Source organism: Streptomyces sp. NPDC054863 (assembly GCF_053610825.1).
In genome coordinates, this window is the sequence record NZ_JBSGZD010000055.1 from 1 (window position 1) to 24,722 (window position 24,722).

Consider the following 24,722-nt stretch of genomic DNA (forward strand, 5'->3'; position numbering starts at 1 on the left):
ACCGCGCCGCGCCCCCACTGAGGACAGACTCAGGCCGGCTGCTTCTCGGCGTTGGCGATGGTGTCCAGGTGGAGCTCCTCGAAGTACTGCGCCAGGAGCGACTGGTGCTCGCGGAGGTACCGCTTGAACGAGACGATGTCCTCGTCGCTGCGCAGCAGGTGCCGGACGGCCGCCCACACTTCGCCGGGGTGGTCGTCGTTGATGTCGGTGTGCGAGTGGTTGATCTGGCCGCCGATGTTGCCCTCGCCGACCGAATCCTTCAGCGCCTCCAGCTTCCTGGGCTCCAGATTCACGTTCACGTACTCGACGAGGTAGGAGTACGCCACCACACCGAGCGGGCCTTCGTGGTCCAGGAGGTAGGAGAAGTAGCCGGTCAGGATCTTGGTCGACAGGTAGGGCTCGGTGGCCAGGAACTGCTCGCGCGAGACGCCCACCTTCGCCAGGTCGGCGATGAAGAGTTCGTCGTGGAGCATCTCCTCCTGCTCGTAGTTGGCCCAGACCTGCGCCGCTTCCGGGCTGGTCTTGGCTATCTCCACCAGCGCCTTGGCCTCGGCCACCCGCAGCATCCGGATGCGCCAGGCGGTCTCGATCAGGTTCCGCTTGTAGTACGTGGAATCGACGTTCTTGCCCTCCAGGTGCGCGGCCTCGGGGACGTTGGCGTACCACTCGACGACCTGCTGGTCGAGCTGCTTGTCGATCTCGGCGCGCAGCTCTGCCGAGGCAGCGGCGCTGAGGAACGGGGTGCGGTCTCCATAACCGACGTTGGTCACGCGGTTCGGCATGATGTCACCTTTCTCGTGGGCGCTCGGACGTGAGGTACGAGCGGTTCAGATGTCGTCGGCGACGCGGATGGTCGCGTCGCCCCGTAGCCGGCACTGGCAGGCCAGACGGTGGTTGCCGCCGGTCCGGCCGAGGTCTTCCAGGAAGTCGAGCTCGTCGTGGTCGGGTTCGCCGAGTGACTCGAAGCCCTCCAGGACCTCGATGACGCACGCGCCGCACGATCCGGAGCGGCATCCGAAGGGGATGAGCCGCTGCGGGGTCTCGTACTCGACTTCGGTGAGCGGGGAGCCGGCGGGCAGCGGGACCTCGGTACCCGCCGGGAGGATGGTCAGTTTCTTCAGGGTCATGACAGCAACGCGGCCTCGCGGTCGGTGGAGTGTTCCGGAGCCAGGCGAGCGCCCGGACGCAGCTCGACCAGTGCGTGGTTCGCAGCGGCCGCCGCCTCGCCGAAGCCCACCGAAATGAGCGGGACACGACCCTGATAAGTACAGATGTCGCCGATCGCGTAAACCCTCGGCAGATTCGTCCGCATCGCCCTGTCGACCGTGATCTGGCGATTCTCCAATTGAATCCCCCAATCGGCGATCGGACCCAGGCTGGTAATGAATCCCAGCGCTGTCACCACGGCCTGTGCGGGCAGCACCAATTGGTCGTCGCCGACCCGGACGCGCACTTCTTCCAGGAATTCCGCGCCTTCGCAGGCCGCCACCTGCGCATCGGTCACCACGCGAATATCGGCCGCGTACATCTGTTTGACGCTGTACTCGTGGGCCCGGAAGGCCGAGCGCCGGTGGACGACGGTGACGGATCTGGCGATCGGTGCGAGAGCGAGGGCCCAGTCGACCGCACTGTCGCCGCCGCCCACAATCACCACGTCACGGTCCCGGTGCTCTTCGAGGCGCGGTACGTGGTGGGCCACGCCGCGCCCCCGGTAGGGGCTCAGACAGGGCAGCGTGCGGGGGACCGAACGGCCGAGCCCGGCCGCGATCACGACTGCGCCGGCATGGACACGTCCGCCGCCCTCCAGCCCGATCTCCCAGCCTCCCCCCTCGTTCTGCTTCAGGGAGGCCGCCGTCCGGCCGAGCAGGTAGTACGGGTCGAACGGCGCGGCCTGGGAAACGAGTTGGTCGGTCAGTTCTCGGCCCCGCACGGCCACATGGCCGGCGACGTCGTAGATCTTCTTCTCCGGGTACAGGGCCGCGATCTGGCCGCCCGGCTCCGGCAGCGCATCGACTATCACGCTGGAGAGCCCCCGGAATCCCGCGCAGTAGGCGGCGTACAGGCCGGCCGGACCCGCTCCGACGACGGCCACGTCCGCGCCGACACCGGCCGTCTCCGGCCGAGCCCCTGCGTGATTCATCCTGAACGCTTGATTCATCCTGAACTCCAGGCCCTTTCCAACGTTCGGTCGAAACAGCTCGGCCACTCGTCTCGCAGCCGGTCCCGGTCAATGACCCTCGGGGGCCTTTGTTCATCTCGTGGGAATTGATGGGCACTTGCAGAGCTACACAGCGGGGACTTCGCCTGATTAAGGAGAATGTCCCGCCGGGTGCAATTTCATAATTCAACGCCCCGTCCACATCGTCAATAAACGATCCGAAACTCCGCCCGCCGATATGCGGGCGGAATGGGAAACGAGGCGTTCTACCGCGCGACCGTTTCACCGACGGCCTGGTCCAGGGCGCTGGCGAACCGCTGCCATTCCCGGGCGTAGGTGTTGGCCAGGTCCGCGACGGCGTGGGAGCAGTGCACCGGCACCGCGGCCATCAGCTGCTGCCCCGCCTCAAGATCGGGTGCCCGGTTGTTCAGCCAGCGCAGCAGCGCGCGCCCGGATTCGGTGAACCGGAGCGAGGGGTCCTTCGCCAGGGTCTCGATGCGCCGCTCCCGCTGAGCGCCCGTCGGGGCCCCGACGCCGCCCGCCCGGCTCCCGCCCCCGGCCTCACGTTCGGCGCCGGGACGCGGCGGCGGAGGAGCGGATGCGTCGCGCCGTACCCGCTGGCGGATCTCGCACGCGGTACTGACCGACACCCCCGCGCTGGCGGCGATCTCGCTGAGCGTCGCCCCGGGGTGTGCGGCGAGGTACGTCCGTGCCGACTGCCGGCGCTGCGCCGCGTCCAGGGGGCGGGAACGGCCGTCCGCCCCGACCCGGACCTCCGACTGAGGAACTTCCTCAGTCGAAGCGCGACGCACCACCCCCACGGTCTTGGGCGACAGGCCGGTGATGCGCGCGACGGCACGGTCCGACAGGTCCGGGTGCGAGGTCAGGATCCGTCCGGCCGCGGCCTTCCTGTCCGTGAGCGTCAGCGGCAGGCCGTGCGAGACGTTGGCCGCCACGGAGTGGATGAAGACCTCGCTGTCCGGCCCGTCCAGGTACCGGACCGCGATCAGCTCCTCCCCCCGCAGCCTGGCTGCCTGGAGGCGATGCATTCCGTCGACCACGCGCAGGGTGTCCCGATGCACCAGCACCGGCTCGATCTCACGCTGCGCGAGCACCTCCACGTGCTCCTGGTTCAACCCGCCCAGCCGCGGCGAATCACCGACCGTCAGCGACGCGACCGGCACCAGGTCGACGCCCGCGCCCTCCCCGCCCTGCTCGGCCTCGTGGTCACGCACCGCGGTCTCTAATCGACCCGTCAACTCCCCCACCATCCTTCCTCCTACCTGCACATGCACATGCGCACATGTCTGCGCATGACAGCCCGGCCGCGAGCCGCGGCGGGGCACGGTTTCGGACACCGGCCACCATAACAAAAATAGTGCTATTTATGTTTTGTAAGGTGGGCCCCACAGGACATCCAGCCGACTCATGACAGAGGGATCAACAACGTGGCGCAGACACGAGCCGCACTCACGCGACACCGGGTACTGCTCGCCGGTGCGGTGGAACTCGCCCGGTACGGCTATGCAGGCACGTCGCTGGCGCGCATCGCCTCGCAGGCGGGGGTGACCCTGGGCGGGCTCACCTTCCACTTCCGGACAAAACCCGGGCTGGCCCAGGCCGTGTACGAGGACGGCGCGGCTTCCACACGCACAGCGGTCGACCGTGCCCAGGGGCGCTCGGAGCTGCCGCTGCAGAGCGTGATCGACGTCACTCACGAAGTGGCCCGGCTGCTGTGCACCGAGGCCACGGTGAGGGCGGCCTCACGGCTGAGCCGTGAGGCCGCCCTGGGGGAGGCCGCCCTCGCGGGCTGTTCCTGGGAGAAGATCTGGCTCCACGACGTGAGACGGCTTGCCGAGAAGGCACACGCACGGGGAGATCTGGGCGAGAGCTGCTCGGCGGAACTGCTGGGCTACCTGGTGGTGTGCATGCTGGCCGGGCTCGACAGCGCGACCGTACGCGTGTCGGGTTCGGTCTGCGAAGCACTGACCCAGTTGTGGCATCTGGTGCTCGGCTCGGTCGCCGCGCCCGGCTCACCCGTGCTGCTGCCGGGAGGAAGTCCCGGCTGAGGAAGGTCCCGCCGGGGCCCGGTCACCGTGCCGTCCAGCCCCCGTCCACCGGGACAGCGGCCCCTGTGGTGAACGAGGACCGGTCGGAGCACAGCCACAGCGCGGCCTGGGCCACCTCGGAGGGGTCGGCCAGGCGGCGCTGGATGGCGCGGCTGGTGAACGGCTCGTACAACGAGGGCGTCCGGGTGAGGACTTCGTCCATCAGCTCGGTGTGCGTGCTGCCCACGACCAGGGCGTTGACGCGGATGCCGTACGTCCCGTACTCGTCGGCGGCGGCCCGGGTGAGACCCAGTACGGCGTGCTTGGCCGCGATGTAGGGGGCGGCGGTGCCGGTGGCGCGCAGGCCCGCGACGCTGGACGTGTTCACGATGGCGCCGCGGGTACCGGTCTCCAGCATCGCGGTGATCTGGGCGCGGAGGCAGTTCCAGACGCCGCGGACGTTGACGTCCATCATCCGGTCGTAGTCGGCATCCTCCATCTTGTGCAGGGGGGTGCCCGAGGAGGCCCAGCCGGCGTTGTTGAAGGCCGCGTCGAGTCTGCCGTACGCGTCGCGGGCCCGGTCCACGACGCGTTGGACATCGCTGCTGTCGGTGACGTCACCCGCCACGCAGAGAGCTTCGCCGCCGCTCTCACGGATGAGCCGGGCCTGGTGCTCAAGCTTGTCGCTGCGTCGGGCCATGAGGACCACGGCGGCGCCTTCGGCCGCGAAGACCCGGGCGGCAGCGGCACCGATTCCGCTGGACGCACCGGTGATCATGACGGTCTTTCCGTGGAGCAGAGGGGTGGGCGAAGCCATGGTGGCAGGGTCCAATCCTGGGGCGGGGCAAGGCGGGTGGGCGGGCGATTACACGGGATCCTGGGTGAATGCTGACACCTGCCCGGCCGCCCAGGTACGGAAGGGCCTGGGAGCGTGACCGGTCGCTTCCCGCACGCCGGAGGCCACCGCGGCCTTGGCCCCGCTCCTCTGCCGCTCGGCACTGGCGGTGAGGGCGTCCACCAGACATTCCGGCAGGCGGGCGCGCCATGCTTGGCGGGCCTGGTCCAGGGAGATCTCCTCGAAGGCCAGTGGCCTGTGCAGGATGCCGGCGAGGACGGTGGTCCTGTCCCGGGCGGAGAGCGCGCACGGTCCGGTGAGGGCGTAGGTGCGCCGGTGGTGGCCGGTGCCGGTCAGTGCCTGGACGGCGGCGTCGGCGATGTCGGCCGGGTCGACGCAGGCGTTGAGTGAGTCTCCGTGGACCTCGCGCACGATGCCGTCTCTGACGATGCCGTCCCGCCAGGCCAGGGCGTGTGTCATGAAGGAGCGGGGACGCAGCAGGGTCCAGGGGAGGCCACTGGCTTTCAGCCGCTGCTCGTTCTCGCGTTGCCAGCGGGTGATGAGGTCGTCGGCGCCCGGGTCGGCCACGGCCTGCGCGGACAGTTTGACCACGTGCGGGGTGCCGACCGCTGCGGCGGCCTTCAGCAGGTTGATGTCGTGCTCGGGGCGCAGCGGATCGTTGGTGATGAGCAGGAGGGCGTCCGCCCCGCGCAGGCCACGCAGGAGCGTGGCGGGCGAGGCGAAGTCCGCGCCGACGAACTGTCCGGGAAGCCCCTGGGCGACGGCCTTTGCCGGGTCTCTCGTGAAGAGGGCCAGGTCGTGTGCTCCGGTGCCGGCCAGACGTGCGGCGACGAGCCGGCCGACCGTTCCGGTGGCCCCGGCAATGACGATGCGGCGGACCGGCGCCGCCCCGCCCCGTGGTGCCGGGCGGGGGCGGCTCATATGGCTTTCCCGCGGCCGGGGTCGACCACGATGGCCGAAGCGGCGTCGGGGACTGCGAGTCCCGGCAGCAGCAACAGCCACATGGCGCAGGTGCGTTCCATCAAGTCCTCCCGGCCGGAGACGAGTTGGGAGTAGAGCTGCACACCGGTACAGGCGCCGACGATGAACTGGGCGACTTCCTCGGGCGAGATCCCCTCACGGAGGTCTCCTTCGTCGCGGGCCGCTTCGAGGTGGCCGACCATGATGTCCTTCCAGCCTTCGAACGAGGCGCTGTCGTGCATGCCGAAGCGGCCCTGCTCGACGGCGAGTCGGACACCGGCGCGCAGCAGCGGGTCGGTCTGCAGCCGGTGGGCCCAGACCAGGGTGATGTCCACCAGGCGCTGCAGGCCGCTCGACTTGAGCAAGGGCTCGATCACGTACGGCTGGGCGTTCATCACTTCACGGGCCAGCTCCTGCTTCGAGGCGAAGTGGAAGTACATCGCGCCCAGTGTGACGCCCGCCCGTTCGACGATACGGGTGACGCTCGCGCCTTCGTAGCCCTCCTCGTCGAACAGTTCCGCTGCGGCCCTCAGGATCAGGTTGCGCGTGCGCACGGCACGCTCCTGCTTGAGATCAGTCACTTCGTCCGACCTTCCTCGACAAAAAAAGAGAATGTATTTTATGTTAGTGGCCGCAGATCAGCCAGCAAGACACAGGGGGGACGACCATGAACACCACCAGTGAGCTCGCCAGCCCGGCAACTGCCGTGCCACGCAAGTATGTTCACAAGGCAGCCCACTCCGAGGTGCTGCTCACCAGCTGGCACAGGAGCTCCACCGACGAGTACGTCGTGACGGCCCAGTGGCCGCGCACCCACGGGTTCTACCGCCCTGCCCACCGACTGTACGACCCCATGCTGTTCCCGGAGACGGTCCGCCAGGCCATCCCCCTGCTGTCACACGTCGCTTACGAGGTCCCCTTCGGGCATCACCTGATCTGGGAGCGCCTCACCTACTCCCTGGATCTCGACAACCTGCACAGCAGCGCCGAGCCTGCCGAGTTAGTGCTCCACATCTCCTGCACGGACATAGAGCGCCGCCGCGGGAACCTCTCGGCCATGACACTGCGGTTGCGCGCCGAACGCGACGGGCGGCGTCTGGGCACCGCCGAGGCCCGCTTCACCAGCCACTCCCCCGCCATCTACCGTCGGCTGCGCGGGGCGCACGGCGAACTGCACAGCGCCATCGCCGCGGCCCGCCCGCCCGCGGAGGGAGTCCTCGCGCACCTGGCGGGCCGTCAGTTGGCCGAGGACGTCGTCCTGGCCCCCAGCGTGCACAGCGACCGCTGGCAACTTCGGGTGGACACCGACCACCCCGCGCTGTTCGACCACCCGGTCGACCACGTTCCCGGCATGCTCCTTCTGGAAGCCGCCCGCCAAGCCGCCCAAGCGGCCCGCACCCCCGCCCCCATAGTTGTCGTGGGCATGCAGACAGACTTCCACCGCTACGCGGAGCTGGACGCACCGTGCTGGATCCAGATGTCCCCCGGCGAGACCCACGACAGCCTCCGCTTCGCCCTGGAACAGGACAACACCCTCTGCACCTCCGGCACCGTGTCCCTGTCCGCGCCCGTCGCCACCGCGCAGATGCCCTTCCTTCCGGCACAGCGGACCTGCGGGTCGACGCCGCGCGGGATGCGGCGGCTGGTCCCGGCCGGCGAGTCCCCGGCGCTGGACCGGACCTTCGACTGAGGAATTTCCTCGGTCGAAGTCTCCTCGGGCGCGGCACGGGCGACCGTCAGGCATTCCGGACAATCTTCTTGACCCGCTCCAAAGAATTCTGTTAGCAGTGAACCTCCGCAAAAAAATGACTGCGCCACACTTCTTGGAGGAGTGACCGTGTCTCTTTCGCGTCGAAAAATTCTGGTCGGTTCCGGCATCGCGGCCTCCTCGCTGGCATTAGGGACCGCAGGGAATGCTGTCGCACAGAACGCCGCGCCTCGGCCCTTCGTGCCGCACGACTGGAAGTCCGTCCGTGCACAGTTCCTGCTTTCGCCCAAGTTCGCTCATCTGTCGAACTTCTTCTTCGCCTCGAACCCGACCCCCGTCCGCGATGCGATCACGAAATACCGGAAAGCGTTCGACGAGAATCCGTACAGCTTCCTGGACGACAACATGTTCCAGCGCGACGAGGACATGCTGTGGCGCGACGTGTGTGCCGCCGCTGCCGAGTACGTCGGCGGGAAGCCCGACGAGATCGCCCTCACCAGCAGCACGACCATGGGGCTCGCTCTCGTCTACAACGGACTGCGTCTCAAGCCCGGCCAAGAGGTCCTGACGACCACGCACGAGTTCTACCCGCACCACGAATCCATACGTCTCGCCGTCGAGAAGTGGGGCGGGAGCATGCGCAAAATCCCGCTCTACGAATCGTCGCTGAATTTCTCGGCGGACGAGGCCATCGCACGGATATGTGCCGCGGTACGCCCCCACACCCGAGTCGTCGGCGTCACCTGGGTCCACTCCGGTACCGGTGTACGGCTGCCGATAGCCAAACTCGCTGCCGCACTCAAGGGCTTGAACCGCAATCGGGACGAAGCAGATCGCATTCTGCTGGTGGTGGACGGAGTTCATGGTTTCGGTGTAGTGGACGAGGACGTCGCGAAGATGGGCTGCGATTTCTTCTCCGCGGGTACGCACAAGTGGATCCTGGGACCGCACGGGACCGGAATCATCTGGGCGAAGGCCGAGAATTGGGCGCTTCTTCGGCCCACGATTCCCAGCTTGATGGCCAAGGAGACGACTGACGCCTGGCGGCAGGACCGCCCGCCGACCGGCCCGACCCAGGCCGCATGGGTCAGCCCTGGCGGCTTCTTCGCGTACGAACACCAGTGGGGGATGATCGAAGCGTTCCGCTTCCACCGGCAGATCGGACGCACGCGGGTACAGGACCGGATCGCCGAGTTGAACGGTCAGATCAAGCAGGGCCTGGCGCGCATGAAGCACGTCACGCTGCACACGCCGGTCGATCCCGGACTGTCCGCGGGCTTCGTCATCTTCGACGTACACGGATACAAGCCGAAGGACGTCGTGCAGATCTTCCGCGACAACCGGGTCATCGCCAGCGGCACGCCGTACGCGGTTCCGCATGTGCGCCTGTCGGCCGGCATCGTCAACTTCCCGAAGGACGTCGACATGGCGTTGAAGGTCGTACGGTCGCTGGCTTGACGATCGAGCAGGGGGAGCGGTGGGAGCGGACGTGCCGGTTCGCCACCCTGCCCTCGTGGGCGGGGTGGCGGGCGCCGGGCACTTCCACGGACTGCTCGCCACGGCCGGGTGGATCAGCGGCGCGGCAAGGACGCCTTGCCCGGGCCCCGTCCCCGGGCGCCCGGCCGCCCGGCCCCGGCACACCTGAATCCGATACGCCCCTCCCCCCCCGGCAGAAGAGGAACGTCCATGGATGTCATGACGGCCGTGCTGTCCCGCCGCAGTGAGCGCCATCTCGTGGAACCCGCCCCCAACGACCAGGAGTTCGCCTATCTCCTGCGTGTTGCCGCCACGGCGCCCGACCACGGCGGCCTCCGGCCCTGGCGGGTGATCCTGATACGCGACGAGGGCCGCGCCGCACTGGAGCGCTGCTTCGCCGAGGAGTGTGCGGGGCCGCCGTCACGGCGTGGGGACGTGGAGGAGGGCCAGGGGGCACCGCTCCTCGCCACGCTGGTCTTCTCACCCGTGGCGCTCGACACGGGTGACGGCGGCCCCGTCCTGGAGTGGGAACAACTCGCCGCCGCCGGCGCCGTGGCCAGCTCCTTGTCACTGCTGCTGCATGCCCGTGGTTTCGGCAGTGTCTGGCGCACCGGAAAGTACACGGAGTCCGAACGGATTCGCCGCGTACTGGGCCTGCATCGCGAGGAACGCCTGCTGGGCTGGCTGTACGTAGGCACCCCGCAGCGGCTCGAACCGTCGAGACGGCGGGTGACCCAGGACGTCACCGACCGGATCTCCGTCTTCGCACCCTGACCCACCACGTACCCCGCTCGGGCGGTGGCGTTACCGGGGGGCCTGTGTCCAGGTGACCGGGAGTTCGTGGACGCCGTAGATGTTCATGTTGGTCCTGAGTTTCACTTCTCCGGCGGGGACGGCGAGTTCGAGGGTCGGGAAGCGGCGGAGCAGGCCCTCGAAGCCGGCGCGCATTTCGATGCGGGCCAGTTGCTGGCCGAGGCACTGGTGGACGCCGTGGCCGAAGGAGAGCTGGCCGCGGGCCTTGCGGTGGAGGTCGAGGGTGTCGGGGTTCTCGAAGCGCTCGGGGTCGCGGTTGGCGGCCAGCAGGGAGACGAGGACGGTCGATCCCTCGGGGATGGTCTCGCCGCAGAGTTCGATGTCCTCCGTGGCGTAGCGGAAGTTGATGTCGACGACGGACAGGTAGCGCATGAGTTCCTCGACCGCGCCGGGCAACAGGTCCGGGGCGGCGTGGAGTTCGGCGAGCTGCTCGGGGTGCTCCAGCAGCGCGAAGGTGCCCAGGCCCAGCATGTTGGCGGTGGTCTCGTGGCCGGCGAGCAGCAGCAGGAAGGCGATGCCGGTCAGTTCCTCGATGGAGAGGTCGTCGTCGCGGGCCAGGTCGGAGAGTATGTCGTCGGCGGGCTCGGCACGTTTGCCGGTGACGAGTTCGGCCAGGTAGCCGGTCAGGCTGCCGTAGGCGGCCATCTGCTCGTCGAACGGCAGTTCCTTGTTCAGGATCTTGGCGGAGTTGACCTGGAAGTTGTCCCGGTCCGTGTAGGGAACGCCGAGCAGTTCGCAGATCACCAGGGACGGCACCGGCAGCGCGAACTCCTTGACCAGGTCGACCGGTGGGGTCAGGCGCGCCATCTCGTCCAGCTGCCGTTCGGCGATGGCGCTGATGCTCTCTTCGAGCTGCTTCATGCGTGCGACGGTGAAGGAGCCGGTGAGCTTGCGCCGCAGCCGGGTGTGGTCCGGCGGGTCCATGGCGATGAACACGCCCGGCGTCTGCGGGGACGGTTCGGTGATGACGGGCATGCCGGGGATTTCGTACGGCATGTGGAGGATGCCGATGTCCTGGCGGGAGCTGAACCGGTTGTCGGCCAGCAGTTGGCGGGCCGCTTCGTAGCCGGTGACGAGCCAGCCCTCGTGGCCGTCGGGGAAGAGCAGGGGGCTGACGGGGCGGGCCCCGCGCAGCCGGGTGATCTGGCGGGGCGGGTCGAAGGGGCCCGCGTCACGCTCCCTGGGGAGGCCGTTCTGGACGGGAAGCGGTTGGTCCGTCCGACGCGTCGGATTGCCTGAGGTCGCATTCATGGCGCCACAGTGGCACACACATGGCACCATGACAAGCCATGGTGACACCGATTCAGGAGGCCGTCGCTGCGCCCCACTTGCCGCGTCGGCGGTGAAAACCGCTGTCCGACCGCCGGAGCACGGTGATACACAGCCGGGGTGGAAAAGACTCTGGAATTCCCCGATCTGCTGCGGCTGATCGACGAACGATCGACCGCCTTCCGTGCCGCGGTCGCCTCCGCGCCCAGCCTCGACGTGCAGGTGCCGACCTGCCCGGAGTGGACGCTGTTCGATCTGGTGCGGCACCTGGGCGAGGGGCGCCGCGCCTGGGCCGCCACCGTCACCGCGGGGCCTGCCGCCGCGACCAAGTCCGCACCGGAGGGCCCGGCCGCGCCCCGGGAGCGCGAGGCCCTGCCGGCCTGGTCGGCGGCGGCGACTCAGGAGCTGCTGGACGCACTGCGGGAGGCAGGCCCGGACCGCGGGTGCTGGACGTGGTGGGGTACGTCGCAGTCGCCGCAGACCTGCGGAGCCGTCGCCCGGCACCAGCTCCAGGAGATCGCGGTGCACACCTACGACGCCCAGATCACCCTGGGCGCCCCGCAGCCGCTGCCGGACGAGGTCGCACTCGACGGGGTCGACGAGTTCCTGTCCACCTGCTGCGCGACGACGAACGCCTGGCCGCACGAGCCCGCCGCCGTCGACATCCACACCACCGAGGGCCGCTCCTGGCACCTCTCGCTCTCCGCCGACGGCGCGCGGATCACCCCCGCCACCGGCGAGGACCAGGACGTGGCCGACGCTTCGCTCCGGGGCACGGCCAGTGAGCTGGTCCTGGCCCTGTACGGGCGTACTCCGGTGGACTCCCTGAAGCTCGACGGCGACCTACGCCTGCTCGACCTGCTCTGGGCCTGGGACCCGACCGAGTAGGACCTGACGATACGTCAACACCCTTGCACCGAGGGCAGGTTGGGCTCCTCCGATCAAGGCCGTCGGCCCGGCCGTGCGGTGCGTACTCCGAGGACGTAGGCCGCCGTGAGCGCGACGGCGCGGTCTTCGTCGTGGGACAGATCCGCCAGGGCGCGTGACGCCGTGTCTCCCGGGATCTCCGCGAGCGCCTGGATCAGCCGTCGGCGCGCGGACGGTTCGGCGGTGCCGGGGGCGAGGCGGTCGACGAGCCCGGCGGCGATCCGGTCCGCGAGGGCGGGACGGTCCGCGAGGGCGGGACGGGTCGCCAGGGCGCCCAGCGCATCGGCCGCATCGACGTCGTGGGACTGCTCGGCGACCATGTCGATGAGCGTCGGAACCGCTTCGGCCATGCCACGTGCCCCGAGCGCCAGAGCCGCATACATGCGGACGACGACGTCGGGGTGCGCGAGGGCGTCCTGCAGCAGGGCGGTCGCCGCACCGTCCGGGAGCTCGGCGAGGGACTGGACCGCACGTTTGCGCACCTCGGCCACCGGGGACCCGAGGCCTTCGGCCAGCAGCGCGGGTCCGCCACCGCCCGATCGTGCCAGAGCCCATCGAAGGGCTCCGGCGACGTTCGGGTCCGGCTCGCTCAGTACTGCCTCGACCAGCGCTGCCACCGGCACCGGGGCCTCTTCGGCCGAGGAGCCCGAAGACCCTGAGGAGCCTGAGGAGCCTGAGGAGCCCGAGGAGCCCGAGGACAGGGCCGCGCGCTGGCGCTTGCCTGCGCTCGGTGAGCCCAGCGCCTGGAGGAGGGCGACGATCTGGAGGACGTCCTCCCAGCCGGCGGGTTCCGCGGCACCGATCCGGCGGAGCCGGGTGAGCAGCTGCGTCTCGCTCGCGATGCGTTCCCGGGTCTGGCGGACGAGGTCGTCGACGAGTTCGGCGGGCGTGAAGCCGGGATCGTCGAGCGCGCGCCCGACTTCGTTCAGCGACAGTCCCAGTGACCGCAGGCTCTCGATGTGGAAGATCCGCCGGATGTCCTCGCCGGAGTACTCGCGGTAGCCACCGCCGGTACGGCCGGTGGGGCGTACCAGGCCGAGCGATTCGTAATGCCTGAGCATGCGGGCGCTGACCCCGGACTGCCGTGCCACCTCACCGATCAGCACTGCCCCTCCCCCGGGCCGAGGGCCACGATGCGCTTCGCCTCCTCGATCGCGAACTCGAATCCGGCGTCCGGGTCGCGCAGCAGCCGCTGCGTGGCAAGGGCGTGCGCACGCACGCGGGGGTCGGGAGCAGTCGTCGCCCGGGGGGCGAGGTTCGTCGCCGCCCGGGGGTAGGGGTCCGTCGTCGCCCGGGAGCCTGGATCCGCTACCGCCCGGAGGCCGGGAGCACTCGCCGCCCGGGGGCGTGGATCCGTCACCGCCCGGGAGCCTGGATGCGTCGCCGCCGCGTCCAGGATCGGGAGGATCACCTCGCCGAGCACGATCAGCGCCCGGCTGAGGCTCAGCTGCATCTCCCGCCCGCCGCGCCCCAGTTGTGTCGACAGCACGGCGGCCAGTCCGGCCTCCTCGCCTTCGGGTACGAGCACGACCGCCGCCCGCCACGCGCTCCGCGCCACCTCGTCGTCGGCGTCGGACAGCAGCTCCCGGGTGATCGCCGGCCACGCCTGCCGGTCCCCGATCTTGGACAGCGTGTGCAGCGCCTGGCTGCGTGCCTGCGCACCCTCCGAGCGGACTTCGCGGAGAAGCCCCGGAAGGAGGTCCGGGGCCCGCACCGATGCCGCGTGGCGGGTGAGCGCCCAGGTCAGCATTTCCCGTACGGAGAAATCCGGCTCGACCCCGCAGCGTGCGACGAGTCTGCCGACGAACCGCGGGTCGGGGGCCGTGCCGACCGCCAGGGCCGCCCGCAGCCGTACCGACGCGCGGCTGTCCTCCAGGCCCCGGAGAGCCCGCGTCACCGTCGTGTCCGTGTCCTGATTCGCCATGGTCATCCGGACCACCTCCTTGACACAGTGAAAACCTTGCCACTGTGTCAAGGTCAAGCTCCGACCTCCGACCTCCGACCTCCGACCTCCAAGCTCCCGGCCCTGGCCAAGGCTCTGGCCAAGGCTCATTCAGGCGGGGTCGGGCTGCTGCTCCAGGACGGGGGCGAGCAGTTGTGCCGCGTCCGGGCCGTACGCGCGGGCCGCCGTGGCCAGCAGGTGCTGCGGGTCGGCGCGGTAGGACTGCGAGCCCACCGCGCCCAGGGCCTCCGCCGCGAGGACACAGCCCAGTTGCGCGGCCGGGCGCAGATCCAGCCCACGGGCGGTGGCCGCCAGGAAGCCGGCCCGGAAGGCGTCGCCGACGCCCGTCGGGTCGGTGACGGGCAGGCCGGGGACCGCCTCGACGGTCAGCGGGTCGTGGCCGTGCCGGTCGATCCGTACTCCCGCCCCGCCGCGCGTGGTGATCCAGGCGTCCACCTTCTCCAGGACCGTCCCGCAGTCCCAGCCGGTGCGTTCGAGGAGCAGGGCGGCTTCGTACTCGTTGGTGAACAGCCAGCGTGCGCCGTCCACCAGTTCCCGTACCTGCGGGCCGTCCAGCCGGGCGAGTTGCTGCGACGGGTCGGCGGCGAAGGGCAGGCCCAGTTCCCGGCACTGGGCGGTGTGGCGGAGCATCGCCGCCGGGTCGTTCGGACAGATCAGGACCAGATCGGCCGGGGCAGTCCCGGGGGCGGTCAGCCGCCGCAGGTCGATGTCCCCGGCCTCCTGCATGGCGCCCGCGTAGAACGCGGCGATCTGGTTGGCGTCCTGGTCCGTGATGCACAGGAACCGGGCCGTCTGCCGCTCCGCGGAGATGTGCACGGGGCCGGTGTCGACACCGTGTTCCTTGAGCCAGATCTCGTACTCCGCGAAGTCGCTGCCCACGGCCCCGACCAGCAGCGGCGAGAGGCCGAGGCTGCCGAGCCCGAAGGCGATGTTGGCCGCGACACCGCCCCGGCGCACCTCCAGGTCGTCGACCAGGAAGGAGAGCGAGAGGTGGGCCAGCTGGTCCGGGATCAGTTGATCCGCGAACCGGCCGGGGAAGACCATGAGGTGGTCGGTGGCGATGGAACCGGTGACAGCGATACGCACGTCAGGATCTCCTCGGAGGGGGGTACGGGCACCCGGCACACGGGCCGGGTCGCGGGCCCGGTCGCGGACCGGCACTCGGGCAGGCAGGCGGGCAGGTCGCGGACCGGCACTCGGCAGGTGGGCCGGTCGCGGACCGGCTGGGTCCGGCGGTTGCTCGGGCCGGCGGGGCGGCCTTCGGTGTCGCTCCGGGCCACCGGCGGCCCTGGGTTCGCCGGTTCGCTCCGGGCCGGCGGGCGGCCTTCGGTTTCGCTCCGGACCGGCAGGCGGCCTTCGGATGCTGGTCAGAGACCTGCTGCGGTCTTCAGCTGCGCGGCGCGGTCGGTCCGCTCCCAGGTGAAGTCGGGCAGCTCGCGGCCGAAGTGGCCGTACGCGGCGGTCTGCGCGTAGATCGGGCGGAGCAGGTCCAGGTCGCGGATGATCGCGGCCGGGCGCAGGTCGAAGACCTCCGCGACGGCCTGGTCGATGCGTTCCGGGGCGACGGTGGCGGTGCCGAAGGTCTCGACGAAGAGACCGACCGGCTCGGCCTTGCCGATCGCGTACGCGACCTGGACCTCGCAGCGCGCGGCGAGACCGGCGGCCACGACGTTCTTGGCGACCCAGCGCATCGCGTACGCGGCGGAGCGGTCGACCTTGGACGGGTCCTTGCCCGAGAAGGCGCCACCGCCGTGGCGGGCCATGCCGCCGTACGTGTCGATGATGATCTTGCGGCCGGTGAGGCCGGCGTCGCCCATCGGGCCGCCGATCTCGAAACGCCCCGTCGGGTTGACGAGGAGGCGGTAGCCCTCCGTCTCCAACTTGACGCCGCTGTCGGCGAGTTCGGCCAGTACGTGCTCCACGACTTCCTCGCGGACGTCCGGGGTCAGCAGGGAGTCGAGGTCGATGTCCGGTGCGTGCTGCGAGGAGACGACGACCGTGTCGAGCCGGGCCGGGCGGCCGTCCCGGTACTCGATGGTGACCTGGGTCTTGCCGTCGGGGCGCAGGTAGGGGATCGTCCCGTTCTTGCGGACCTCGGTCAGGCGGCGCGACAGGCGGTGCGCGAGGTGGATCGGGAGCGGCATCAGCTCCGGGGTCTCGTTGCACGCGTAGCCGAACATCAGGCCCTGGTCGCCCGCGCCCTGCTGGTCGAGCTCGTCCCCTGCGCCACCTGCGGCGGATCCCTTGACCCGCTTCTCGTACGCGGTGTCGACGCCCTGCGCGATGTCCGGGGACTGCGCGCCGATGGACACCGAGACACCGCACGAGGCACCGTCGAAACCCTTGGCCGACGAGTCGTAGCCGATGGACAGGATCGCCTCGCGGACGAGGGCGGGGATGTCGGCGTACGCGGACGTGGTCACCTCGCCGGCGAGGTGCACCTGACCGGTCGTGATCAGGGTCTCCACGGCCACCCGGGAGGCAGGGTCCTGGGCCAGGAGCGCGTCGAGCACGGCGTCGCTGATCCGGTCGGCGATCTTGTCGGGGTGGCCCTCGGTCACGGACTCCGACGTAAACAGATGACGGGACATGGCTCTCCAGAGGAGTGGGGTCGGTGGCACGCGGGGTGCTCAGGGGTACCGCCCGGGGTGCTCAGGGGCTCCGCATCAAGCGCAGGCGCACCCACATCAGTCGCATGCGTCGAGCCGCGAGCTTTCTCATTCGGCACCTCCAGAACCCTGCTCCGCGCGTACTTCCGACTCTCACGGCGACCGGTCGAGGAATGCTGGACCAATGGTCGACGTGACGGCCACGTTCCGTAGAGGGACTGCGGGGGGGCGAACTCCAGGCTGTCAACGCGCGTACAGAGAGGGGCTGTTGCCCCCGGCCGGGGGTAACAGCCCCTCTTCCCATGCTCACTCGCCGGTCAGCCCGTCTTGCGGCGGAACTGCCGCTTGCCGCCGGCCGGGTTGCTGCCGCCCTTCGCGCGCAGCCTGGAGTCCTCGCGCGCCTCCCGGGACGCTCCACCCCGGCCCTTGCGCGCGAGCGCCTCCCGGAACTTCCGCTTGGCGTCGTTGTCGGCGGCACTGTTCTCTGGGGCATCGGTCATGCGAACCTCCTCGACATGAGCAGCAGCGAAGTCAGCGTGTCACAGGACGGAAAGCCTGACGAGGTGGTGGGCGCCCTCTGGCGCACCTCGACAGCGTCACCGAACTCCCGGCCGTGACCGGCTGGTTCAACGCGGGAGAGCACCGAAGCGTGCCCGCCGGTCGTGCGTCACAGCCGCACCGGCTGCGGTGATGCCCGCCACGGCCGCCGCCCTATGGTTGGCTGATGCGCACACATCCCATCGACCGCCCTGCCGATCTCGACATGGTCCGTGAGTCCTACGACCGGGTGGCTGACAACTACGCCCACATGGTGGTGACGACGGGGATCGGCGACATCCGTCGCCATCCGTGGCTCAAGGCATCGATCGACGCCTTCGCCGACTCCGTGGGCGAGCTCGGGCCCGTCCTCGACGTCGGCTGCGGGCCCGGCACGGTGACCGCCTACCTCGCCGAACGCGGACTCGACGTGTCCGGGGTCGATCTCTCGCCCGGCATGATCGAGAACGCGCGCCGTCTGCATCCGCAGTGCCGCTTCGACGTCTCCTCCGCCACCGACCTCGACCTCGAAGAGGCGTCCCTCGGCGGCGTGCTCGGGTGGTGGTCACTGTTCAACTTCCCCCGCGACGTCCTTCCGCAGGTCCTCGCGCTGTTCGCGCGCGCCCTGAAGCCGGGCGGCCACTTCATCACCGCGACCCACGTCGGCGACGAGGACCTGGTGCGCACCGAGGCCTACGGAGACGTGCCCGTTCGCTGGACGACGCACAAGTGGCGGCCGGAACAGCTCGTGGAGCTGATCGAGCAGGCCGGGCTGGTCCCGGTCGCCGAACTCCGGCTCCCCGCGGACGAGCATGCCGGGCCGGGCGTGGTCGTCATGGCCAAGCGCCCCGCCTGAGGGCCGGGCGGGGCCCACACCCCGCGGGGTGGGCGAGGCGTTCTCCGTACACCGCGACACCGCGGACGCGGCGCCCTGCGCCCACCCGCTCCTCGGCCCAGGCCCGTGTGCCGGACCGGCCCCGGCCGTCAACGTCCGCGGATCACCGCAGCTCCTCGGCCGGCTCGGCAGGTTCGTGGGTGATCAGGTCTCCCGGCTGGCACCGCAGGACGTCGCAGATCCTCGACAGGGTGGAGAAGCGGACGGCCTTGGCCCGCCCGTTCTTGAGCACGGACAGGTTGACGACGGTGATGCCCACCTGGGCGGACAGCTCGGTGAGCGTCATGCCGCGCTCGGCGAGGAGCCGGTCGAGGTGGATCCGGATCGTGTGGAGTTCCTCTTCGGGCATCAGACGGTCCCTTCGAGGTCCTCTCGCATGCGTACACCCTCTCGCATGATCTTCCCCATGATCACTGCGGCGAGGCCTGCGAGAACGAGTTCCAGTGGTCCGGAGACCGTCGGCCCGGAGCCCGCGACCGGCGCCATGCTACCTACGAGCCAGGACTGCGACCAGCCGACGACGAGGCCGGCCAGCGGCATGCCCACCACGACGAACCAGCCGAGGAGCGAGAGCCGCTGCGACACCACCTCGGTGAACGATCCGTGTTCCAGGACGGCCTTCAGCAGCCGGGAGAAGAGCAGCAGCGCGAGGGAGGCGAACAGCAGCCAGGGCAGTTGGCCCCCGAGGTCGGCGGCGCGCTGCCCCACGGAGGGGCCGTCCTGGCAGAGGCGCGCGGCGCTGCTGGACGCCTCCACGCCCTTGCCGACCGGCAGGGCGTCCGCCAGTGAGGCATTGGCCCAGAAGCCCGTCTGCACGCAGACCGCCCCGTCGTCGAGCATGTGCCCGGCCCCCGTGCCGATGAAGGCGAACCCGAAGAGCCCCGCCAGCACGAAGGTCACCGAGGCCGGCGTCCTCGTGAGTCGCGTGTCCATCGCATCCTTCCCCATCGATTTTCGATATGCCCCACCCTAGGGGGCCATATCGATATTCGACAATTCCATGGCTCCCGGGAGGCGGCGCGGGGAGGCGTTACGGGCAAGCGTCACGGAGTACGTCGCGTTCGGGCCAGGGCCAGGGTCTGGGCCAGCGGCAGCAGGCTCAGGCCGAACATCAGGACGCCCAGGGGGACATGGAGCGACGGTACGTGCGCGATGCCGAGGGCCACCTGCACCGAGGCGAGCACCAGGAAGCCGGACGCGTACAGGATGGGCCGGGGCGACCCGCCGCCCGGCCGCCACGCCAGGACCGCGGCGAGCACGTACAGCATCGACGCGCCGTACATCACGCGCGATCCGGCGTCGTGCAGCAGCCCGCCGGAGGACGAGGACAGCAGCAGTCCGGCGGTGACCGCCTGGAAGAGGAGGGACAGGGTCTGCAGGGCGATCGCGATCTGCAGGAACGTGGGCCTGCCCGGCACTGCCGCCCGTGCGGTCCGCGTCGCCCGTGCGGTCCGCGTCGTCCGTGTCGCCTGTGTCGCCCGTGTCGTCCGAGTCGCCTGTGTGGCCACGGTGTGGTCCCCCTACTTCTGCCTCGCGGCGGTGGATCAGTAGTGTCTTGATCACCTGACGACGCAGGCCCCCGAAATGTCAGACCGGACGAGTAGAACCAGGGAGCGGTCACGCCCATGAGCACCCCTTCCGAGCCGGGACCCGACCGGGCAGAGCCGGGGCACGACCCGTCCGGGCCGCGTCCGAGCGTGATCGTCGGTGAGCGGCGCCGGCTGACCAATCTCGCGTACCGGCTGCTGGGTTCGCTGTCCGAGGCCGAGGACGCCGTACAGGAGACGTACGCCCGCTGGTACGCGATGTCGCCCCGGCGGCAGGAGGCCGTCGAGTCCCCCGGCGCCTGGCTGACGACGGTGGCCGGGCGCATCTGCCTGGACGTGCTCGGTTCGGCGCGGGTCCGGCGCGAGGCTTATGTCGGTACGTGGATACCCGAGCCGCTGCCCGACCGTACGGAGTGGTTCAGCGGGCGGACCGGGGGCGGGGCCGCTGCGGACGACCCCGCCGACCGGATCACCCTGGACGAGTCGGTGAGCATGGCCTTCCTCGTCGTACTGGAGTCGATGAGGCCGGCCGAACGCGTGGCGTTCGTCCTGCACGACGTCTTCCGCTACCCCTTCTCCGAGATCGCCGAGGTCGTCGGCCGGACGCCCGCGGCCTGCCGGCAGCTGGCGTCCTCGGGCCGTCGGCGCGTGGGCGCCACGCGGACTCCGGCGGCGCCGACGGCCGGACAGACCGGACTGGTACGGCACTTCAAGGAGGCCTGGGAGGCCAAGGACGTACGGGCCCTCGTCGGTCTCCTCGACCCCGACGCCACGCTGACCGCCGACGGCGGCGGCCTGGTCGGCGCCGCCCTGCACCCGGTCGAGGGCAGCGAGCGCATCGCCCAGTACCTGATCCACATCGCCGACAGGGCGCCCGGGCTGACGCTCCTGGAACGGACGGTCAACGGCCGGCCCGGCCTGGTCGCCCAGCACACCGGAATCCCCGTGACCGTGGCCGCGCTCGACATCGCCGACGGCCGCATCAGCCGCATCTGGGCGGTCCGCAACCCGGAGAAGCTCCGTCCTTGGACCGTCGGCGGGCCGTCGGCGGAAAGGGCCGGTCCGGGCTGATGCCGCAGGTCCCGGTGACGCGACCAGCCGCAGCATCGAATTCCTCCACGGGGATCACGTACCCCTCCGGGTCCAGCGTGTGGCGGCCCCTTTCGTTGGCCCCGACGAGGATCGACACCACGTCCGGACGCGCGTCGCCTACGTCCGTCCGCCGGCGGGCTTCGAGGTCGCTCACCTTGTGGCCGACGACCCGGTGTTCAGCCAGGTCACGGGGTGGTCCGGGTGCCGGCCGCCGACACCGGACCGACAGCGCCAAGGGCCGGCCTTGTTCCCACGAATTTCCTGGTACTCGGCGGGCCGGTGATCCAGGACTCCGAGCGGTGGCTCTACCCGTCGGCGTCAGTGCGGGGGAACCCTCAACCGGTCTGCATGGAAAGGGAGTTACCTGGTGCGGAGCCGGCCGGGCGGGCCCCGCACCGGACGCCTCTGCGGCCTGGGCCGCGTGGCAATGCGCGTGCCCGCTTCCTCCGTGCCCGGCATAGTGTGATCAACATGATCGGACGCCTGTTCTCTCTCGTCATCGACTGTCCTGCCCCGTCTGAGCTCGCGAGCTTCTACGAGACCCTGCTGTCACTGCCGCGGGTGGAGGACTCGCCCGAGTACGTGGTGCTCTCGAACACGGCGGGCACGGAGAGCGTGACCTTCCAGCGTGTCGGCGATTTCCGGCGGCCCCGGTGGACCGATCCCGACCGTCCGGCCCAGATGCATGTTGATGTGATGGTCGATGACCTGGACGTGGCAGAGGAGCAGGTACTCGCCCTGGGTGCCACGTTGCTCGAAGGATCGGACAAACCGATCGGCTACCGCGTGTACGCCGACCCCGTGGGGCACCCCTTCTGCCTCCTCACACGCGAAAGCGTGACGCCCGGCACGTAGCAGCGAAGAGCCGTGTGCTGACTGCCCGTCAGGGGTGGTGCCCGTCACTCGACCAGTGTCGCGGCACACCTGAATGACTCCCGGACGGCGAAGCTGTATCGACCCAGCGGCCGGGCGGCGGAGGCCGGTCCGTACGGGCAACCGAGCGGGTGGCATAGTGCGTCTTCAAGATCGAAACCAGCCACGGGGACCGACGCGAGGGGATGCAGAACATGGACGAGGTTGCGGGTGCCGCGGTGCGGGTGCTGAAGGGCGTGGGCCTGCTCGCGTACAACGTCGTCGGCACGGTGGGCGACATGCTCGCCACGCACGTCCCGTGGAAGAAGCAGAGTGGGCGCTCCTCCACCGACAAATAGCTCCGCGGGTGATCCGCGAGGGCCGGGACCGTGGCCGATTCCGGGGTGAACTCGCCTGCCGGGCGCCGCAGTTCGGGTAGATCGACCGCAATGGCCGGGAGCCGGGTCCGGCTCCCGGCCTTTTCCGTGCAGGAGGAGGGCGGGAGGGCCGTCCCGCCGTGCGGGCTCCATGTCTCAGGCGCGGCGGACCCGCCAGAGCCACACTGCCGTGCCGACCATCAGGGCGAGCATCGCCAGGTTGGCCAGGAGGGCCGGGGTGCCGGCCGCCGGGCCGACGCTGGACAGGTTCGAGGTGACGATGACGACACTCGGCAGGACGACGGCGAGCAGTACCCCGGCTGTCTTCTGGACGGCGGTCCAGTGCACCGAGGTGCAGAGAAGCACCGCGCCCGTGATGCGGAACAGAACGCCGAGCAGGGGACCGGGGTTGTCGGGGAAGACCACGATGAAGAGCATCGAGAGGGTCAGCATCAGCAGCGGGACCAGGGGGTGCACCTTGCCGCGCCGGGCGGGTGCGCCGGCATCGCTCCGGGCCGGGGCCCCGGCGGCCCCGTTCCCCGCCTCGGCCAGCGCCGTCGCCGCGATCGTACGGGGGTCCCCCAGCTCCGTCAGTACCTCGCCGATCGCAGCCTCGGGGTGTTCGGCGCGCGTCACCTCGATGTGTTCGGCGAGGTCGGCGAGGAGCTCCTGACGACGGTCGGCGGGGAGCGCGGAGGCCTCGCGCTCGACGGCGGAGAGGTAGGCGCGTACGGGGTCGGTAGAGGTCTTCATGCGAGGTCTCCGGTGGGGGGATGTGGGGGGTGTGGGGCGTGTGGGGGGTGGGGGGTGGTCAGGAAGGCGTCGACGGCGTTGCGGAAACCGGGCCAGACGCGGGTGAACTCGTCGAGCGCGGCCCGGCCGCTGTCGGTGAGCGCGTAGTAGCGGCGGGGCGGTCCGGAGGCGGACTCCTGCCAGGTGGTGGTGACCAGGTCGTCGCGGCGGAGCCGGGAGAGCAGCGGGTAGACCGTGCCCTGGCTGGTGGCCAGGGCACCGGAGTCCTCCAGGGCGTGGAGGAGCTCCACGCCGTAGCGGGGGCGGTCCCGCATCAGGGCGAGTACGCAGTACTCCAGGACACCCTTGCGCAGTTGGGCGGCTGCCCGGGCCTGCTTGGTCGAATCACCTGGTTCCATGCGATGCAAGATACCTGGTGGGGCAAGTGGGAGGGAAGAGGGGGTGGGGAGAGGGGGGTGGATGCCCGCGACCCATCGCTCCGGCGGGGGTGCTCCCTGCCTTCTCGGGTGCGTGTGGTGTCGGCGGGGAGGCCGCTCGGCGACGCCGGCGGAGATCACGCCTTCCTGATCGGCACCAGGACCCGGGGCTCGTATCGGCATCGCGGTATCGGAACAGAGGTCGCCTGCGGTCGACCCGGTCGGTGGACGTCAGTGGCCGGACAGCGCCTCGGGCGGCGCTGCCGGGGTGTCCCGGTCACCGTGGCTGTCCCGGTCGTCCCGGTCGTCGCGGCTGAAGAAGTTGATCAGGTCCTGGGCTGTGGGTGTGCCGTTGCCGCCGATCGCGGATTCGGCGGATTCGGCGGCGGCTGCGGCGCTGCGGGGGAACAGCACCCGCTCGTACGCGGTGAGCGCGGACTCGATGTCGTCGGGGTGCGCGGCGATGGCCTCGCCGAGTTCGGCGCCGTCCAGCATGGCCAGGTTGGCGCCTTCGCCGTCCTGGACCGCCAGGTGGGCGGCGTCACCGAGCAGGGTCACCCCCGGCACCCGGTCCCAGCGGTGCCCGGCCGGCAGTTTGTGGTGGGGGCGCAGGACCGGTGCGGTGTCGCTGTCGGTGATGAGGGCGGTGAGTTCGGGGGCCCAGCCGTCGAACTCCTTCGCGATCCGGGCGGTGGCCGCGGCGGGATCGGTGAAGTCGATCCCGGCGAACCAGTCCTGGGGCCTGGGCAGCGTCACGTACGCGTGCAGGGTCCCGCCGCTCTCCCGGTGGGCGAAGATCCCCTTCCCGTCCGGACCGACCACGAGCAACGATCCGCCGCCGACCGCCTTCGCGGCGGCGGGGTGGCGGCTCCCGCCGTCGTACAGGTAGGTCTCGACGAACGAGTCGCCGGTGTACTCGGGGGTGGCGTCGGACAGCAGCGGCCGGACCCGGGACCACGCACCGTCCGCACCGACGAGCAGGTCCGTGGTGACGGTGGCGCCGTCGGTGAAGGTCACCTCGTGGCGGCCCCCGCCGAGGGCGCGAATGCTGCCTGCCTTGTGGCCCCAGCGGACGGTGCCGGCGGGGAGCGAGTCGAGCAGGATCTGCCGCAGCTCGCTGCGCTGTACCTCGGGGCGTACGCCCGTACCGTCGTCGGGCTGGTCGAACAGGACGGTCCCGTCCGGGTCGAGGACCCGTATCGCCTCGCGCCCCTCCAGGATGATGCTGCGGAATTCGTCCATCAACTCTGCTGATTTCAGGGCGAGTTGGCCGTTGTAGTCGTGGATGTCGAGCATCCCGCCCTGGGCGCGCGCCGTCGGCGAGGCCTCCGCCTCGTACACGGTGGACAAGATGCCGTGGAGGTGCAGGACGCGGGCGAGCGTGAGGCCGCCGAGGCCGGCGCCGATGATCGTGACGCCGGTGGTCATTGAGGTCGTCGAAGTCGTCGAGGTCATTGCATTCATGG

Annotated in this window: 28 protein-coding genes; 9 read left to right on the forward strand and 19 right to left on the reverse strand. The window is 70.2% G+C overall.

Annotation, left to right across the window (positions count from 1 at the left end; translation table 11 throughout):
- Positions 1–29: 29 nt before the first annotated feature.
- From ACWGIG_RS13420 to ACWGIG_RS13435, 4 genes are all read right to left on the reverse strand, one after another.
- A complete protein-coding gene (locus ACWGIG_RS13420; protein ID WP_453321699.1) occupies positions 30–782 on the reverse strand; it encodes a hypothetical protein in 753 nt (250 codons plus the stop codon).
- Between the two features lie 45 nt (positions 783–827).
- Entirely contained in the window at positions 828–1,127 is a 300-nt protein-coding gene (locus ACWGIG_RS13425) for a 2Fe-2S iron-sulfur cluster-binding protein (protein ID WP_453321700.1), read from the reverse strand.
- Entirely contained in the window at positions 1,124–2,206 is a 1,083-nt protein-coding gene (locus ACWGIG_RS13430; protein ID WP_453321701.1) for an NAD(P)/FAD-dependent oxidoreductase, read from the reverse strand. The genes ACWGIG_RS13425 and ACWGIG_RS13430 overlap by 4 nt, the downstream gene beginning before the upstream one ends.
- 218 nt (positions 2,207–2,424) lie before the next feature.
- Positions 2,425–3,417, reverse strand: a complete 993-nt coding sequence (locus ACWGIG_RS13435) for a ParB/RepB/Spo0J family partition protein (protein ID WP_453321702.1) — start codon at positions 3,415–3,417, stop codon at positions 2,425–2,427.
- A 189-nt stretch (positions 3,418–3,606) separates the two neighbouring features.
- Between ACWGIG_RS13435 and ACWGIG_RS13440 the strand changes: the two genes are divergently transcribed.
- Positions 3,607–4,227 (forward strand): TetR family transcriptional regulator, encoded by a 621-nt coding sequence (locus ACWGIG_RS13440; RefSeq protein ID WP_453321703.1) that lies wholly within the window; start codon positions 3,607–3,609, stop codon positions 4,225–4,227.
- A 22-nt stretch (positions 4,228–4,249) separates the two neighbouring features.
- On the opposite strand, the gene ACWGIG_RS13445 is transcribed toward ACWGIG_RS13440, so the two are convergent.
- Genes ACWGIG_RS13445 through ACWGIG_RS13455 form a run of 3 tightly spaced genes read right to left on the reverse strand, consistent with a single transcriptional unit; the run spans position 4,250 to position 6,603 of the window.
- Positions 4,250–5,023: an SDR family NAD(P)-dependent oxidoreductase gene (locus tag ACWGIG_RS13445; protein WP_453321704.1), complete on the reverse strand. Its 774-nt coding sequence runs from the start codon at positions 5,021–5,023 to the stop codon at positions 4,250–4,252.
- A gap of 48 nt (positions 5,024–5,071) precedes the next feature.
- Positions 5,072–5,983 (reverse strand): NAD(P)H-binding protein, encoded by a 912-nt coding sequence (locus tag ACWGIG_RS13450; protein WP_453321705.1) that lies wholly within the window; start codon positions 5,981–5,983, stop codon positions 5,072–5,074.
- The gene (locus tag ACWGIG_RS13455; protein ID WP_453321706.1) at positions 5,980–6,603 is read right to left on the reverse strand and encodes a ScbR family autoregulator-binding transcription factor; all 624 of its coding nucleotides are present in this window, start codon (positions 6,601–6,603) and stop codon (positions 5,980–5,982) included. The genes ACWGIG_RS13450 and ACWGIG_RS13455 overlap by 4 nt, the downstream gene beginning before the upstream one ends.
- 86 nt (positions 6,604–6,689) lie before the next feature.
- Here ACWGIG_RS13455 and ACWGIG_RS13460 point away from each other — a divergent pair, with 86 nt between their 5' ends.
- The 3 genes from ACWGIG_RS13460 to ACWGIG_RS13470 all read left to right on the forward strand — a co-directional run bounded on the left by ACWGIG_RS13460 (position 6,690) and on the right by ACWGIG_RS13470 (position 9,980).
- Positions 6,690–7,712, forward strand: a complete 1,023-nt coding sequence (locus tag ACWGIG_RS13460) for a ScbA/BarX family gamma-butyrolactone biosynthesis protein (RefSeq protein ID WP_453321707.1) — start codon at positions 6,690–6,692, stop codon at positions 7,710–7,712.
- A gap of 147 nt (positions 7,713–7,859) precedes the next feature.
- Complete coding sequence (locus ACWGIG_RS13465) at positions 7,860–9,188, forward strand: aminotransferase class V-fold PLP-dependent enzyme (protein ID WP_453321708.1); 1,329 nt, start codon at positions 7,860–7,862, stop codon at positions 9,186–9,188.
- A gap of 228 nt (positions 9,189–9,416) precedes the next feature.
- Positions 9,417–9,980: a nitroreductase family protein gene (locus ACWGIG_RS13470; RefSeq protein ID WP_453321709.1), complete on the forward strand. Its 564-nt coding sequence runs from the start codon at positions 9,417–9,419 to the stop codon at positions 9,978–9,980.
- Positions 9,981–10,010: 30 nt separating this feature from the next.
- Here ACWGIG_RS13470 and ACWGIG_RS13475 read toward each other — a convergent pair whose 3' ends face one another.
- Entirely contained in the window at positions 10,011–11,270 is a 1,260-nt protein-coding gene (locus ACWGIG_RS13475) for a cytochrome P450 (protein ID WP_453321710.1), read from the reverse strand.
- A 138-nt stretch (positions 11,271–11,408) separates the two neighbouring features.
- Between ACWGIG_RS13475 and ACWGIG_RS13480 the strand changes: the two genes are divergently transcribed.
- Positions 11,409–12,176: a maleylpyruvate isomerase family mycothiol-dependent enzyme gene (locus tag ACWGIG_RS13480; protein ID WP_453321711.1), complete on the forward strand. Its 768-nt coding sequence runs from the start codon at positions 11,409–11,411 to the stop codon at positions 12,174–12,176.
- 53 nt (positions 12,177–12,229) lie between these two features.
- Here ACWGIG_RS13480 and ACWGIG_RS13485 read toward each other — a convergent pair whose 3' ends face one another.
- The 5 genes from ACWGIG_RS13485 to ACWGIG_RS13505 form a co-directional block, all read right to left on the reverse strand.
- Entirely contained in the window at positions 12,230–13,321 is a 1,092-nt protein-coding gene (locus ACWGIG_RS13485; RefSeq protein ID WP_453321712.1) for a HEAT repeat domain-containing protein, read from the reverse strand.
- Positions 13,315–14,145, reverse strand: a complete 831-nt coding sequence (locus ACWGIG_RS13490; RefSeq protein WP_453321713.1) for a HEAT repeat domain-containing protein — start codon at positions 14,143–14,145, stop codon at positions 13,315–13,317. The genes ACWGIG_RS13485 and ACWGIG_RS13490 overlap by 7 nt, the downstream gene beginning before the upstream one ends.
- A 123-nt stretch (positions 14,146–14,268) precedes the next feature.
- The gene (locus tag ACWGIG_RS13495; RefSeq protein ID WP_453321714.1) at positions 14,269–15,264 is read right to left on the reverse strand and encodes a carbohydrate kinase family protein; all 996 of its coding nucleotides are present in this window, start codon (positions 15,262–15,264) and stop codon (positions 14,269–14,271) included.
- 281 nt (positions 15,265–15,545) lie between these two features.
- On the reverse strand, positions 15,546–16,769 hold the full coding sequence (gene metK / locus ACWGIG_RS13500) for a methionine adenosyltransferase (protein ID WP_453321715.1): 1,224 nt from the start codon (positions 16,767–16,769) through the stop codon (positions 15,546–15,548).
- Positions 16,770–17,104: 335 nt separating this feature from the next.
- Positions 17,105–17,287, reverse strand: coding sequence for a DUF5302 domain-containing protein (locus ACWGIG_RS13505; protein ID WP_453321716.1), 183 nt, complete (start codon positions 17,285–17,287; stop codon positions 17,105–17,107).
- Between the two features lie 224 nt (positions 17,288–17,511).
- On the opposite strand from ACWGIG_RS13505, the gene ACWGIG_RS13510 reads away from it, so the two are divergent.
- Positions 17,512–18,180, forward strand: coding sequence for a class I SAM-dependent methyltransferase (locus tag ACWGIG_RS13510; RefSeq protein WP_453321717.1), 669 nt, complete (start codon positions 17,512–17,514; stop codon positions 18,178–18,180).
- Between the two features lie 142 nt (positions 18,181–18,322).
- On the opposite strand, the gene ACWGIG_RS13515 is transcribed toward ACWGIG_RS13510, so the two are convergent.
- The 3 genes from ACWGIG_RS13515 to ACWGIG_RS13525 form a co-directional block, all read right to left on the reverse strand.
- Positions 18,323–18,568 (reverse strand): helix-turn-helix domain-containing protein, encoded by a 246-nt coding sequence (locus ACWGIG_RS13515; protein ID WP_453321718.1) that lies wholly within the window; start codon positions 18,566–18,568, stop codon positions 18,323–18,325.
- Complete coding sequence (locus ACWGIG_RS13520; RefSeq protein ID WP_453321719.1) at positions 18,568–19,152, reverse strand: DUF2975 domain-containing protein; 585 nt, start codon at positions 19,150–19,152, stop codon at positions 18,568–18,570. The genes ACWGIG_RS13515 and ACWGIG_RS13520 overlap by 1 nt, the downstream gene beginning before the upstream one ends.
- Before the next feature lie 110 nt (positions 19,153–19,262).
- Positions 19,263–19,637 carry a hypothetical protein gene (locus tag ACWGIG_RS13525; protein ID WP_453321720.1) on the reverse strand — a complete coding sequence of 125 codons (375 nt, stop codon included), beginning with the start codon at positions 19,635–19,637 and terminating at the stop codon, positions 19,263–19,265.
- Between the two features lie 207 nt (positions 19,638–19,844).
- Between ACWGIG_RS13525 and sigJ the strand changes: the two genes are divergently transcribed.
- The 3 genes from sigJ to ACWGIG_RS13540 all read left to right on the forward strand — a co-directional run bounded on the left by sigJ (position 19,845) and on the right by ACWGIG_RS13540 (position 22,069).
- A complete protein-coding gene (gene sigJ, locus ACWGIG_RS13530) occupies positions 19,845–20,837 on the forward strand; it encodes an RNA polymerase sigma factor SigJ (protein WP_453321721.1) in 993 nt (330 codons plus the stop codon).
- 492 nt (positions 20,838–21,329) lie between these two features.
- Entirely contained in the window at positions 21,330–21,713 is a 384-nt protein-coding gene (locus ACWGIG_RS13535; protein ID WP_453321722.1) for a VOC family protein, read from the forward strand.
- A gap of 212 nt (positions 21,714–21,925) precedes the next feature.
- Positions 21,926–22,069, forward strand: coding sequence for a hypothetical protein (locus ACWGIG_RS13540; protein ID WP_453321723.1), 144 nt, complete (start codon positions 21,926–21,928; stop codon positions 22,067–22,069).
- A gap of 174 nt (positions 22,070–22,243) precedes the next feature.
- On the opposite strand, the gene ACWGIG_RS13545 is transcribed toward ACWGIG_RS13540, so the two are convergent.
- The 3 genes from ACWGIG_RS13545 to ACWGIG_RS13555 all read right to left on the reverse strand — a co-directional run bounded on the left by ACWGIG_RS13545 (position 22,244) and on the right by ACWGIG_RS13555 (position 24,684).
- On the reverse strand, positions 22,244–22,840 hold the full coding sequence (locus tag ACWGIG_RS13545; protein WP_453321724.1) for an HAAS signaling domain-containing protein: 597 nt from the start codon (positions 22,838–22,840) through the stop codon (positions 22,244–22,246).
- A complete protein-coding gene (locus tag ACWGIG_RS13550) occupies positions 22,837–23,238 on the reverse strand; it encodes a PadR family transcriptional regulator (protein WP_453321725.1) in 402 nt (133 codons plus the stop codon). The genes ACWGIG_RS13545 and ACWGIG_RS13550 overlap by 4 nt, the downstream gene beginning before the upstream one ends.
- Positions 23,239–23,487: 249 nt before the next feature.
- Positions 23,488–24,684 carry an FAD-dependent oxidoreductase gene (locus tag ACWGIG_RS13555; protein ID WP_453321736.1) on the reverse strand — a complete coding sequence of 399 codons (1,197 nt, stop codon included), beginning with the start codon at positions 24,682–24,684 and terminating at the stop codon, positions 23,488–23,490.
- Positions 24,685–24,722 lie beyond the last annotated feature (38 nt).